Source organism: Paenibacillus sp. ACRRY, assembly GCF_022346995.1.
Classification (GTDB): domain Bacteria; phylum Bacillota; class Bacilli; order Paenibacillales; family Paenibacillaceae; genus Paenibacillus.
In genome coordinates, this window is the sequence record NZ_JAKRNM010000001.1 from 1,748,716 (window position 1) to 1,762,082 (window position 13,367).

A 13,367-nucleotide genomic window follows, 5' to 3' on the forward strand; every position below is an offset into this window, starting at 1 on the left:
TTAACAGCTTCTAACTCCGTATATCCCTTCTTCCAGACAGCCATACATGAATGGACAAAAGAACGAACGCATACAATACAGTCCAAATGATCGGTAATAAGATAGCTCCCCATTTTACTTCTTCAAATATCATCATCTCACGCACAAGATAGAAAGCTGGGGGTAAGACCTTGTTTAACCATTGCAGCCATTCCGGCAAATGACTTGTGAGTGAACCTTGGACAAAAGAAAGAAGCAGTAGAACAATCAATCCAGGCAGACTGCGACTAAACCGGGAAACATACGATTTTTGAAAGAAAAGACTTACACCTAAACCGAGCAGAGATAATGCCAAATGTCCGGACCACGCCATCATCCACTCCCCGCCAGTCGGCGGCCTCTCGAACATGCCAAACATCACAGGATACAACACCGTGATTACCACAAGCGCACACAGTATCAACCATGCACACCATAATTGACCAAGGATAACTTTTCGTCTATTTCCTGCATGCAGTACAAGCAATTGAATTTGCCCTGCTGGCTCTGCGTTCATTACTGTCAATCCCAGCCAGGCGGACCCAAAAAAGAGAAGCATGGCCGTAACACTGTAACTGTCCGCAACCGGGTTGGGACGATATGAGTAGATCAGGAGCATGGCGATGACATACATCACCACGGGTGCAAAATACTTCTGTGAACGGATGTAATGTCTCAGCAAATACCGAGTTAGATGGATCATGGAGATTCTCCTTCCATAATGTCCAACTGAGAATCGGAAGAAGTAGATGCAGTGACAGCTTCCTTCAGATAATCTGCAGGATGATACCCTTCCAGCAAACGGTCCATATGTACTCGGCTTTCCTCTTGCAAAACAGATACAATCGAACCACCAGCCGCAAAAATCTCACGGATCACATGATCTGTTGTACTGCGTTCCACTTTCCAGTTCCATAATACTTCGTTGCGATCATTTCTCTCCCCATGACGAGTGATCTGCAAAACGCCCTCCTGTTCAACAAGTTTCGAATATGTATCTAGCATCTCTATATCCGAGCCCTTCATTAAACTTTGGATTCGGACAGTGGGCTCTCCCAGCTCTTTTAGATCCGCGTGTTTCCAATGTCGTAATACACGACCCTTCTGAAGAACATACACCTGATCAGCCATATGCTCAATAAACACAGGTTCATGACAAGCCGTCACAATGGAAGTACCTTTCTTTTTCCATTGTTGCAGCAGAGATACGACCGCCTCCTGGGCAGGAATGTCCAGACCGGATAACGGCTCATCCAGCAGCATGAGTCCACCTGGACCTGGCAGCATCGCTTGAATCAAGTTCACCTTTTGAAGTGTTCCTTTAGATAACAGAGATAATTTCTGATCGAGCGCAGATCCAAGAAAAAACAACTCACTCAGCTCGTTTATTTGATGACGTAGCAACGTAGGGCGAATGCCACGTATACGACCCATTTCCCACAAGTATTCGGCCGAAGTGAAGGGCAAACGTGGCAATCCGTCGAGCGCATACATCTTTTTTTTCTCTAAAGTTTGAAACACCACACCTGAATCAGGAACTAGAAACCCTGCCAAAGTACGCAGCAGTGTGCTCTTACCTGAACCATTTCTACCCACCAACACAGCGCATTCTCCAGCTTCCACATGTAGATCAATCTCACTCAATACGGGTACTCCTCCGAGGCGTTTGCTCACATGCTGGAGCGCGATGCCTGCGGGCAACTTGTCTGCTTCATCATTCTTAGGTTCATCTGCTTCACGACCAGCTCCACGCTTCCCCCATTTCACGAATACATCACATCCGTTCAGGTGCCTGTACGCCAAGCAAGTACAGACTGCGGGCAATACGTTCAGCTGCGCACTTGGTTAAAGTCACCCGAAACGGCCTTACTTTAGCGGGGGCATCAGCGATCCGTTCAGCGTGATAGAAACGGTTGAATGCCTGGGCCACATCAATCACATACTTGGCAATTACCGAAGGTTCATTGCGCCCAACGGCTTTTTCAAGGTAAGCTGGATAATCTGCCAATAACTTAAGCAGCGTCCACGAGGCGTCTCCAACGTTTGCTGGGTGACTTGCACCATCATTGATCTCTGTATCTTTCGAGCTACTCGCTTGGCTAATCTCACTACTCTTGTTCGTATCCTTGACCTTGGCAAGCACACTGTTCATCCGAGCATAGGTGTACTGCACATAAGGTCCGGTCTCTCCTTCAAAACTGACTGCACTTTCCAAGGAAAAATCAACATCGTTCAGACGGTTGTTGCGCAAATCACCAAAAACAATCGCCCCTACACCTACGGCTTCCGCAACGTCCTGCGCGTTGTCCAGAGCGGGATTCTTCTCTTCAATGATCTGTAAAGCCCGAGCAACCGCTTCATCCAGCACTTCCTGCAAAAAGACGACTTTACCGCGCCGAGTGGACATCTTCCGCCCTTCAAAGCGCATCAACCCGAACGGAATATGCTCACAGTTCGCAGCCCACTCATATCCCATCCGGGACAATACGGCAAATACCTGTTTGAAATGCAGCTTTTGCTCTCCCCCAACGACATATAACAGCTTATCAGCCTTCATAACATCATGACGATAAACAGCTGTGGCCAAATCCCGAGTCGGATAGATGGTTGTTCCGTCTTTTTTGATAATCAGGCAAGGCGGCATATTTTCTTCCTCCAAACGCACAACTAACGCTCCGTCGCTCTCTTCCAGTAAACCCTTGGTTTTGAGATCTTCCACAACGGGTCCCATCTTGTCATTGTAAAAGCTTTCGCCGAGAGTATGGTCAAACTGTACATTCAGACGTTCATACATCCGGTCGAATTCCTTCATGCTCACCTCTACAAAGAACGTCCATAACCGTCTGGCCTCTTCATCTCCCTGCTCCAGTTTGCGGAACCACTCACGGGCTTCGGTCTCCAGGGTTGGGTCATTCTCCGCTTCGTCGTGGAACCGTACATAGAGTTCAAGGGAAGTGCGGATAGGTTCTGCCTGAAGCGCTTCTTCGTTACCCCAGCGTTTGTAGGCAGCAATTTGTTTCCCAAATTGGGTTCCCCAATCTCCAAGATGATTTACACTCACCGGGACATATCCCGCTTCACTGTATAACCGATATAACGCTGCGCCAATCACCGTTGAACGAAGATGTCCAATTCCGAACGGTTTCGCGATGTTGGGTGATGACATATCAATTAATACGCGTGCATCGCTGCCAATCTTGAGCTTACCAAATGAAGGATGGCCCACCCGTTCCAGCAATTCCGAGGACCACTTCTCCCGGTTAAACTGGATATTCACATAAGGCCCTGCTGCTACAGCAGTAAAGTCTGCTGTCTTTAGTTCGCTTGCTATCTCCGCAGCAATCGCTGCAGGTGCTTTCTTCCGTGATTTGGCGAGTACAAAACAAGGAAATGCTGCATCCCCGAGCTCCGGTTGTGGTGGGATTTCCAAAAGCTTGAGAACCTCTTCTTCTTCAAGCCCCGTAAGAGGAGCAAGATATGCTGCCGCTTGTTTCATTAACATGCTAAACACTCCTTTATCTGATATCGATTTATCAAAAACAAAAAAAAGCTCTCGTCTCTATAAAAGAGACGAGAGCTGATCTGACAGTTCCCGCGGTACCACTCTAGGTGAACAACCTCGCACTGCCGCATATCATATGGCATCCGAAGCTGCTCCGCTCGGTGCGAATAACGGCCGCATGCCGGATTACCCTCATGAAGATGCCTTGTCTTTCTTGCCCGAAAAAAGCATCACTTCGGATAACCATCTCACGGGTGCGGTTCACACAGGTCATGGCATACCGGCTTCCACCTGCTCCGGCTCGCTGTTAGGCATGATTCTGGTTACTCTCCCGATCATAGATATTCATCGTTTCAATTCATTGCCATCATTATACATATCGCTCCTGACTTTGGCAACTGTCGAGCGATTTCTGTGGTACAAGCCATCCGCTGCTTTAAACCAATTCTGTACTCTTCATGCTCCCCGTATGAGCTTCCAGTTTATTTTGATCGTAAAAATCCCCTCATGATTGCAACGGATCCGCACATCTGGTTTGATGTACTTTGCGTTGATTTCAAAAGGGGATTATGCCAATCATGTTTAAAGTCATTTGGCTGCTACATTCATGCATCTATAATTAGGCTACTGCTGCCATCAAACGGCAAGCTTCTGCACATTTACGGCAAGCTTCGGCGCATGCCTGACAGTGATCGTGTTCATGTTTGCTGCATTCTGCTGCACATGCTTCGCAAGCTTTTACGCACAGTTCACAAATTTCAGCGATAAAATCACTTCCACGCGTCATGGCTTGAGCAGCGAACCCACAGATTTCCGCACATTCTCGGTCCAGCCGGATACAGTCACGAAGCATGGCCAGATCGTATTCTTTCAAGCTGGATATGTAACATACATTGCAAGCATTCATGCACTCCAGGCAAGCATCAATACATTGTTGATATTGTTGTTGTGTCATTTAAAGTTACCTCCCAGGCAAAGTTTGCTATGCTTCTTAATACCCAGTTTGGAGGAACCTTGAATCATTAAGCCTGATTTACGGCTTCCATTTCCAGCAATTGATGGCGAATGACAGCCTGGTCAAAATGCTCACCTATGAACACAGCCACATTCGGCACGTCTCCCTGAGGCGTGATTTTCATGTAATCCGATTCTCGATACGCATACTGAAACCAGAATCGGCAAGCTGTGTCACTAAAGGAGAGAATGCCCTTGGCTCGATATACGTCCCGCGGCAATCCAGCTATAAACTGCTCAAAAGCTTCGCTGTTGACCGGTTGGTTAAAATAATGCGTGTACACCATAACATGATCATGTGATGCGTGCGGAGTGTGATGTTCATGATGATGATCATGACTATGACCACAGCCATGCTCTGCACATGCATCAGTATGGACGTGTTCTGTCGCAGCCTCTTGATGATCCGATTCAGCTGCTGCAGCCTGATAGGCATGCACTCCGTTTCCACTTTGAAGCAGCAGGTCCATGTCGACTTCACATCTCACGGCTTGAATAACCGGGGCAAAGATGTTCCACTTTGTGAGTAACTGCTGCAGATCACTGATTTCCTGTTCACCCACCCGGTCTGTCTTGTTCAGAATCAGTACAGAAGCACAACGAATTTGCTCCTGCATCAGCTTGAACGTCTGCCCTTTCTGCTCCTGATACAAACCTGTCAGATGTGCTGCATCCACAACGGTAATGAGACTTTTCAGCTCAAGACGCATGTACAAGGACGTCTCCGTTACAGCATCCAAAATTTCCATCGGGTTGGCTGCTCCCGTAGCTTCAATGATGATGACATCAGGCGACTCCTCCTGCACAAGATCAGCAAGCTGAAGACCCAGGTCTCCTCGAACCGTACAACAGATGCAGCCCCCGAGCATTTCAGTCATGGGTACTTCAGCATCTACCACCTGACCATCGAGGTTTACCTCACCAAGCTCGTTCATGACTACAGCAGGACGTAAGCCTGCTTGCTGCCAATGTTCAATCAACTGCACAAGAAGCGTCGTTTTCCCGCTCCCCAAAAAGCCTGACAATATATATACTGGTATGGACTTTTCTTTTTCACTCGTTACGCTCATTGCTATACACCTCTCTGGCTGACCATTGTATGGATCATTCTAATTCTATATCTAGCGAGTGTACACCATCCTGCATTCATTGTGCAATATGGATCAATTCTTCCCGGCGCATTGCCTGAAACTGCCGAATGGTCTATGCTATGAGAAAATATGGATTAGGAGGATGTCTCATGACCAACTCAGTGGAACAACATCGTCAAGAAGCACCGGACAAGGTCTCTTGCATGATTGTCACCGTATCCGATACCCGCACCAAGGACACGGATACCAGCGGACAACTCATGCATCAACTGCTGACCCAGGCAGGATATGAAGTTGTCCAATACATCATTACGCCGGATGAAACCGAGCGCATCCGCACCATCCTGCAGGATGCGGCCGTACGGGATGATATTGAAGCCGTACTGCTCAGTGGGGGTACCGGGATCGCTCCTAGAGATACAACATATGAAGCCGTATCCTCCCTGCTCGACAAGGAACTGCCCGGATTTGGTGAGATCTTTCGTTTCCTCAGTTACACGGAGGATATCGGTTCAGCTGCGATTCTGAGCAGAGCCGTAGCTGGAACGATTGGACGGACGGCTGTTTTCTCCATGCCGGGCTCCAAAGGTGCGGTCAAGCTGGCAATGGAAAAAATTATCATTCCAGAGCTGCGGCATGTGATGCGCGAAATATACAAACCCGTCTGAATGATCAGACGGGTTTGTCATTTTTATAGATTGATTTAATTCATCCCATGAATGAATATGCTCAATGCTGTTGCTGCTCTTTACTGCCTCTGCGGTCATTTCAACTGATTCAGCACATGCTGGAATACTTGGGTTACCTTTTCTCCATAAATGTCCTTCTCCCCACCTGAAGCGGTGTACACAAGTGACACATATCCTTTGCTCCGAATCGTTGTTTGGCCAAGTGCATTTTCAATAACTGCCTGCTCGTCAGAAATACCGTACATTTCTTTCATTCGCGCGGTTCGTGTGTCCGGATCACCAAAAATGTGAACCTTCACAATATGTCGGCCGCTCCCATTTAGCAGGTACATGTAGGAGATTCCGCCTTCGCCATCATCTGCGGACATGTTGTTCATTAACTTGATGTCTTTGGCAGCAAAGGATTTATCCAGCTCCTGAATCAGTGGGCCGTTTAACCCATGTCCCTGACTCTGGGCTCTCATATTGCCCTCTTCCGTCGCTTGCCCACTGTACACCTTTCGCTCCTGCTGAGCAGATTCACTTGAACAGGCAATAAGGGATCCCATACACAGTACGAGCATACATCCAGCCAACAAGAACCTCAAACCTCGTCCTACTGCCCAGTGCGCTCCTTTTCTTCCAATACGCATACGTTTCCTTCCTTTCGCACCACTTCTTGTTTCGTGGCAATCTTAGGTAGGATTAGCATGTCTAGGAGAAAAAGATCTTATTCGGTTGGTATGTCTGCCATCGTATTTACCACAGTACGCCCCACCGCACCACCCTGCAAAATGTTCTCCAGCGTGTGTGGCAGCTGTGCCCAAGTTATCTCCTGAATCCCCAGCTCCAGCGCACGGTCCGGCTTCCAATCCCCGCCAAGCAGGTTCCACAAGCGTTCCCGTCGCTCCATTGGACAATACACTGAATCGATCCCGATTAACTGAATGCCCCGCATGATAAACGGAAATACGGTAGACTCAAATCGGGACCCCGCAGTCAATCCGGACACGGCAACTGCCCCTCCATATTGAACCTGTTTCAGGCGTTCGGCCAGAGCTGGGCCAGCCGCAGGATCTACAACTCCTGCCCACAGCTGTTTGCCCATCGCCCCTTTGGCCGGGGCGTCAGCTTCTTCGCGTGAAATAACCTGTGAGGCGCCCAGATCTATAAGCAACTTCTCCTGCTCCTTCTTTTTACCGGTACTCGCGGTCACTTCAAAGCCAAGTTTCGCCAGAATGGCCACGGCCATACTCCCAACGCCGCCGGTTGCCCCCGTTACCAAAATGTTGCCCATGTCTGGTGTGACCCCTGCCTGGAGCAAAGCATCTACCGAAAGTGCTGCCGTAAAACCGGCTGTGCCGATTGCCATGGCTTCCTTCTCACTCAGACCCGATGGCAGCGGAACTAGCCACTCGCTCCGTAGACGAGCATATCTGCTGTAGCCTCCAAAATGAGACACCCCTGGCTCAAAGCCTGTACTGATCACCCGGTCCCCCGGGGCAAATCGTCCACTTACGGACTCTTCTACCGTACCTGCCAGGTCGATCCCCGGTACCATGGGATATTCACGAACAACTCCGCCTTTTTCGATTGTAGCGAGTCCATCCTTATAATTGACACTGGAGTACTGTACTTGTACAGTCACATCTCCATTCGGCAGATCTTCTTTTTTTAGCTGTTCTACAGCTGCATTAACTCCGCTTTGTTCATGACTTCGGACGACATAAGCCGGGAACGTATTCTCCATGTAAATCCTCTCCTTTGGTATTTTTTCTAATCTTAAGCTGCACTTCTTCTATCTACTATTAAATACACGAGCGGTCCAATCAGGGGTACTAACCCTGCTAATGCCCATATTCGAGATCTGCGGCTGAACAAGGCATCCCTATAGATTGCAACAACGGAGAGCAGTGTCAGCACAACAAAATCAATCGTCATAATATGTACAAAGGAAGATTGTCTGAATGCTTCCATATATACAGCCGGATGGCCTTGAATGAATCCGTAGCATGCCGTACCCAACGTCAACAATAAAAGTATACCATGAGTCAGTTTGTGTCCTGCAATCCGCCCAATTCCAGAGTTGCGGCGATAGCCAAAATGAAGATGCTCATATCCCCGTCTGCTCCGCTTTGGTGACGACCATGCGAAATAAGGAAGCAGCGCAAAGGCTCCCAAGCCAAAAGACAAAAGTACGAACGGCCAAACAGGCACACGGCTCCCACGCTCATTTGCAGGTGTTTTTAAGAGGAGACATGCGAAGATCGCTGGAAAAATACCCAGCCATGAAAACACGGTCATCAACCACGCTTCCTTGCTCTGCAGCGTAATCAGCTCTTTGAACACAGGATCGCTCCCCATAGGCTTTCCAGGAGCCCAAACCCATGCATATGCCAAGAAGGCCAGCCAGATCATTCCTAAGATCCATTTCATGATGTACACCTCCCTCACTGTTTCATCCCCCGAGGCTGCATGCTTGAAACAGAAAACGTAAGATTCTAAAATAACACGCGAAGTGTATCCTGTCCGTGCCGTCTATTGCAACTCCTTAAGGCTATGTAGATCGATAACTTATGAACGATGCAAATTTTGGCGTCTTTTGCCATTTCCCGAGAAATAATTATGCCCATGTCAAACAATACCCGTCGTCAACCCTTAGTATACTGCGTCTCCTAGCCCATCTGTCGTGACGTTGGACACAACTGTAATTCGTAAAGCCACACCTGAAGCTGATGAACGGTTCCAAAAACAAATCCGAAAGCAAAAAGGCATAACTCGGTAAACATACCGATTATGCCTTCTTCAGTTCTCATTCCTCTGTGGATTGAACGTGTTCAGCAATCAGCTTCTGCTTCATATTCCATGCTGCCGGGCTGATGTTCACACGGTAAATCTCCGGATTCAGTTTACGCAAATACTCTGGCCAGAACAGATCCATCTGTTCACGGTGGTATCTGCGGATTTCATCCAGCGTAGGCAGCTCATATACTTTCAACCCATTTACAAAGATTGGTTCAAGCATATTTACCGCTTCATAGCGCGTTACGGTCTTTTTGAGATACGGGTGTAGCGGGTTGAACAGCTTGAGCGGCCCGCCCTGAAGCGGCTGTTCTTCTCCTGGATAGCAGATATAGTCTGCAATGGCCCTACCATGCTTCGGATCAATGATCCGAAATACTTCTTTTTTTCCTGGGGTGGATACCTTCTCGGGATTAGCCGATATTTTGATCGTCGGCAGCATTGCACCATCCACTTCACGTTCGACCAGTTTGTATACCCCGCCGAGAGACGGCTGGTCGGATGCCGTAATCAGCTGTGTACCCACGCCCCATGTATCGATGCGAGCGCCCTGAGCTTTCAGGTTGAAGATCGTGTTCTCATCCAGGTCATTGGACGCCACAATTTTAACGTAATCGAGTCCTGCCTCATCCAGCATTTGACGTGCCTGAATGGACAGATAGGCAAGGTCACCGCTATCCAGCCGGATGGCATTCATTTTCTTGCCTTGGCTTTCGAGCATTTTGGCCGTTTTGATCGCATGAGGCACTCCACTGTTCAGCGTATCAAAGGTATCAACGAGCAGGGTCACCTGATCAGGCAGCACTTTGGCATATACGTCAAATGCCTCCTGCTCACTCATGAAACTCTGTACCCAAGAGTGGGCATGTGTTCCTGCTGTCGGAATTCCAAAACGTTCTCCTGCCAGCATATTGGACGTTGCATGGAATCCAGCGACATATGAAGCCCGGGCACCCCATATGGCTGCATCCGCTTCCTGAGCCCGTCTGGTTCCGAATTCTAGCAGTGTGTCCTGACTGGCCACCTGTTTGATCCGTGACGCTTTCGTTGCAATTAAAGTTTGATAGTTCATGAAGTTAAGTATTGCCGTCTCCACCAGTTGGGTCTCCATAATGGAGCCTTCTACCCGAATAAGCGGTTCATCAGGGAAAACGAGCGCTCCTTCCTTCATGGAATGAATCGTCCCCTGAAATGAAAACTGGAGCAACTCTTCCAGAAAGACCGGATCGTAATTTTCCTCTTGTTTGGATAAGTACTTGATGTCTTCCATAGTGAATCGAAGCTGGCTGATATAATTCACAATCCGTTCCAATCCGGCGAATACGGCATAACCGTTACCAAATGGAAGCTTGCGGAAATAGGCCTCAAACACCGCTTTACGTTTGTGAGTTCCATTCACCCAGTGTGCATACATCATATTAATTTGATATTTATCCGTATGTAAAGCCAGGCTAGTCGTCTGCATTTGTCTCATCCTCTCTGACTTCCGCTCGTGACACAAGTGATCCTGTGCACACGGGTCAACGTGTGGAGACTCCTCACTTTATTTCTAAACGTTTGTAAGGATACGAGTCTCCGGATTATTCCTGCTCATCATTTTATTAACGTCATCACTTAATGCCCCAGGCTAAGCCCTTGCAAGTAAGGTCTCACTAGCCTTAATGACCTGAGCCCCAAGGCTTGATCGGAAATGTCCGAGTGCCCATTCATGTCCCGCCGGGTTGAAGCTGGCAACGGAATCTTCATACACCGTAATGTGAAAACCTTTGTTGTACGCATCTACTGCCGTATGCAATACGCAAATATCCGTACATACCCCGATCAGTGCGATATCTGTAATCCCGCGTTCCCGTAACCTAAGTTCCAGATCTGTACCACAGAATGCACTGTATCTTGTTTTATCCATCCACCGAATATCTTCATGACGTTCCTGCATCACCTGTGCCAGACGGCCATATAACTGCCTTCCTTCAGTCCCTCTAACATTATGCGGTGGGAAAAGAGCCGTTTCCGGATGGTACGGATCACTCTCTTCGTGCAGATCAACTGCCATGATGACTTCATGCTTATTATTACAATATGCTTCCGTTATTGCGGCAACTGTCTCCTCAATCTCCACCGCCGGTTGCCCTACAGGCAAGGATCCGTCCACGAAATCACGGGTAAAATCAATCACAATCAGTGCTTTCATCGTCCACACTCCCTTTTGAGAATAGGTTGATCCAGATACACTCCTTAATGATAAACTTCCGAAATTAAGTATAGATCGACAGACGAGGTACAAGTTCCGTGAAACGATAAAGCTGTGCCGGACGCTGTGAATACTGGTTGGAACTTAGCAGGTTCCCTTCTTCGTCTCGTACCTCTTCCACAATTCCTTTTCGACTGCGAGTGGAAGTGATTTTCCGAATGAAATTCGGTTCTTCAAAATCAGGTACTACACTTTGAATGACCTGGTACAATTCGCTTAACGTAAAATCACGCGGCAGAAACTGTCGTGCAATCGTCGTTTCCAACATCTGCTGCTGAATACGGCGATATGCATCCTCAATGATTGTCCGGTGATCAAAAGCAAGCTCTAACTCCTGCAATGCTTCCTGTATGGTAAACAGTCCCACATCTTCAGCATCATCCGCCGCTTGGCGATGTTCCAGCATCCATTCTTCTACAAGCGCGAAAAACGCATGGGAGATAATCCATCCCCTCGGATCACGCCCGGGTTGACTATATACATTCAAATATTCCAGATGTCCACCGTCGACACCGGTCTCTTCCATTAACTCCCGCTTAGCAGCATCATAGATGGACTCATTTTCCTGACAGAATCCACCGGGCAAAGCCCAGCGACCTGCAAAAGGCCAGCCTTTGCGCTTGATTAGCATCACTTTCAGTTCGCGAATGGGAAGGGTCTTGGTTACCGTCTTGCGTTCTCTCTTGGTTAAGGTGAACATCACGATATCCGCAGGAACGCCATCGGGGGTACGATATTTCTTGGAACTATAGGCAAGAGCTGCCTGTTCATCGTTCTCTTCATTGACGAGTTCGTAGTTTTCGCTCATGGGCACCACCGACTACTTTCATTTTGATAATCTCATTATGACATAATAATATCGTTTGTCAACCTTTGGATTCCGTGCTTGGCGTTTTGGATCGTGCTACACGGAACGTAGCTGTGGCCATACATCCCAGTGTACCTGATGCATCACGAATTTCCGATTGGGCGGTGAGGCTCCGTCCGGCTTGGTGCAGCACCGTGGCTGTCACCATTAGTTCACCCTGTTTCATTGGTGCCAGAAAATGTACATTCAGATTGGTCGTAACACAGCTGTCCACAGCCATCGCTGCTGTGGCCACCATCCCCATCGCTTGGTCCATCAGGGAAGTGAGCACTCCGCCATGAATTATCCCCATCGAGTTCGTATGATGTTCCCCAGCCGTTAATGCGATCTGTACTTCCTTTTCATTCCCTTTGATATAACGACAACCCAGGAACCCCCAGAATCGTTCATTTCCCTCTGCGACCATTTTATCCAAAATATCCATTTTCCATTTCCCCTTTGTTGCACATTAAAGTTATCGACTAAGTTGTCTATATTTTTTATTGTATTTGTAATCTTGCTTCTGACTCTCGGATGCTATCTTCTTCATACAGATGATCTTTATTAATAAGCCTGCTCTTGCTAGCCTAGTCTTATTCCTATATGGCGTTCATCAGACGTACACGCGCAAAAGAACCCCACTGTGTGGAGCTCCTTCGAAATGTATTTCAAGATCGATTGTGTTAGCTCCCTGTTCGTATAAGTCAAAAAAGGCGCGGACCGCGTCCGCACCCTTCTTGTCCATTAACCGCAGCTGGTCGGAGGTGAATCCGTGCCTGCCTCCACATTCACTTTCTCGGAAACGGTATCCCGAATGACGGAGATGACAAGTTGAAGCAGGTAGTTGATATCGCTTTGGCTTTGCTGGAACTCGGTTACCAATGGGATGCTGTCCAGCTCATCCTGCAAATCTTCAATTTCCTGTTCAATTTTGCTGACCATCTCTGCATTTTTGAAGCTCTCGAAGGCAACGATCTCCTTCTGCTTCTTCTTGATTGTTGCAATCAATTGCTGGATACGCTCATGATCGCGAATTTTGGACTCAGCCTGTTGGAACTGTCTTACTTCCTCGCTTGTGCCGAGCATATCAGCCAATTCTTTGGCTTTTCCCATAATGTCGTCGCGTATGACCAGATTGCGCGTATCGTAGGTAGGCATTCCATAATGGTTGTAC

The 13,367-nt window shown here is 48.0% G+C and carries 15 protein-coding genes; 2 read left to right on the forward strand and 13 right to left on the reverse strand.

Annotated features, from left to right (window positions below):
* Nucleotides 1-10 precede the first annotated feature (10 nt).
* Genes MH144_RS07450 through argS form a run of 3 tightly spaced genes read right to left on the reverse strand, consistent with a single transcriptional unit; the run spans nucleotide 11 to nucleotide 3,520 of the window.
* The gene (locus MH144_RS07450; RefSeq protein WP_239298840.1) at nucleotides 11-721 is read right to left on the reverse strand and encodes a hypothetical protein; all 711 of its coding nucleotides are present in this window, start codon (nucleotides 719-721) and stop codon (nucleotides 11-13) included.
* Nucleotides 718-1,785, reverse strand: a complete 1,068-nt coding sequence (locus tag MH144_RS07455; protein WP_239298842.1) for an ATP-binding cassette domain-containing protein — start codon at nucleotides 1,783-1,785, stop codon at nucleotides 718-720. Before MH144_RS07455 ends, MH144_RS07450 begins: the two co-directional genes overlap by 4 nt.
* 7 nt (nucleotides 1,786-1,792) lie before the next feature.
* Complete coding sequence (gene argS, locus MH144_RS07460) at nucleotides 1,793-3,520, reverse strand: arginine--tRNA ligase (RefSeq protein WP_239298844.1); 1,728 nt, start codon at nucleotides 3,518-3,520, stop codon at nucleotides 1,793-1,795.
* A 136-nt stretch (nucleotides 3,521-3,656) separates the two neighbouring features.
* Here argS and MH144_RS07465 point away from each other — a divergent pair, with 136 nt between their 5' ends.
* A complete protein-coding gene (locus tag MH144_RS07465; RefSeq protein ID WP_239298846.1) occupies nucleotides 3,657-4,031 on the forward strand; it encodes a hypothetical protein in 375 nt (124 codons plus the stop codon).
* Nucleotides 4,032-4,139: 108 nt separating this feature from the next.
* Here MH144_RS07465 and MH144_RS07470 read toward each other — a convergent pair whose 3' ends face one another.
* Together MH144_RS07470 and MH144_RS07475 are read right to left on the reverse strand one after the other, a co-directional pair.
* Nucleotides 4,140-4,475: a four-helix bundle copper-binding protein gene (locus tag MH144_RS07470; protein WP_095287680.1), complete on the reverse strand. Its 336-nt coding sequence runs from the start codon at nucleotides 4,473-4,475 to the stop codon at nucleotides 4,140-4,142.
* 67 nt (nucleotides 4,476-4,542) lie between these two features.
* Nucleotides 4,543-5,604: a CobW family GTP-binding protein gene (locus tag MH144_RS07475; protein WP_239298848.1), complete on the reverse strand. Its 1,062-nt coding sequence runs from the start codon at nucleotides 5,602-5,604 to the stop codon at nucleotides 4,543-4,545.
* A 170-nt stretch (nucleotides 5,605-5,774) separates the two neighbouring features.
* Between MH144_RS07475 and MH144_RS07480 the strand changes: the two genes are divergently transcribed.
* Complete coding sequence (locus MH144_RS07480) at nucleotides 5,775-6,293, forward strand: MogA/MoaB family molybdenum cofactor biosynthesis protein (protein WP_239298849.1); 519 nt, start codon at nucleotides 5,775-5,777, stop codon at nucleotides 6,291-6,293.
* Between the two features lie 95 nt (nucleotides 6,294-6,388).
* On the opposite strand, the gene MH144_RS07485 is transcribed toward MH144_RS07480, so the two are convergent.
* From MH144_RS07485 to MH144_RS07520, 8 genes are all read right to left on the reverse strand, one after another.
* The gene (locus tag MH144_RS07485; protein ID WP_239298851.1) at nucleotides 6,389-6,946 is read right to left on the reverse strand and encodes a hypothetical protein; all 558 of its coding nucleotides are present in this window, start codon (nucleotides 6,944-6,946) and stop codon (nucleotides 6,389-6,391) included.
* A gap of 77 nt (nucleotides 6,947-7,023) precedes the next feature.
* Nucleotides 7,024-8,043, reverse strand: coding sequence for an acrylyl-CoA reductase family protein (locus MH144_RS07490; protein WP_239298853.1), 1,020 nt, complete (start codon nucleotides 8,041-8,043; stop codon nucleotides 7,024-7,026).
* Nucleotides 8,044-8,075: 32 nt separating this feature from the next.
* Nucleotides 8,076-8,729, reverse strand: a complete 654-nt coding sequence (locus tag MH144_RS07495) for a hypothetical protein (protein ID WP_239298855.1) — start codon at nucleotides 8,727-8,729, stop codon at nucleotides 8,076-8,078.
* A 376-nt stretch (nucleotides 8,730-9,105) separates the two neighbouring features.
* Nucleotides 9,106-10,560 (reverse strand): nicotinate phosphoribosyltransferase, encoded by a 1,455-nt coding sequence (locus tag MH144_RS07500; RefSeq protein WP_239298857.1) that lies wholly within the window; start codon nucleotides 10,558-10,560, stop codon nucleotides 9,106-9,108.
* A 162-nt stretch (nucleotides 10,561-10,722) separates the two neighbouring features.
* On the reverse strand, nucleotides 10,723-11,286 hold the full coding sequence (locus tag MH144_RS07505) for a cysteine hydrolase family protein (RefSeq protein ID WP_239298859.1): 564 nt from the start codon (nucleotides 11,284-11,286) through the stop codon (nucleotides 10,723-10,725).
* 64 nt (nucleotides 11,287-11,350) lie between these two features.
* On the reverse strand, nucleotides 11,351-12,154 hold the full coding sequence (locus MH144_RS07510; protein ID WP_239298861.1) for an NUDIX hydrolase: 804 nt from the start codon (nucleotides 12,152-12,154) through the stop codon (nucleotides 11,351-11,353).
* 58 nt (nucleotides 12,155-12,212) lie between these two features.
* Nucleotides 12,213-12,638 carry a PaaI family thioesterase gene (locus MH144_RS07515; protein WP_239298863.1) on the reverse strand — a complete coding sequence of 142 codons (426 nt, stop codon included), beginning with the start codon at nucleotides 12,636-12,638 and terminating at the stop codon, nucleotides 12,213-12,215.
* A 299-nt stretch (nucleotides 12,639-12,937) separates the two neighbouring features.
* Nucleotides 12,938-13,351 carry a YlbF/YmcA family competence regulator gene (locus MH144_RS07520; RefSeq protein ID WP_239299293.1) on the reverse strand — a complete coding sequence of 138 codons (414 nt, stop codon included), beginning with the start codon at nucleotides 13,349-13,351 and terminating at the stop codon, nucleotides 12,938-12,940.
* Between the last annotated feature and the right edge of the window lie 16 nt (nucleotides 13,352-13,367).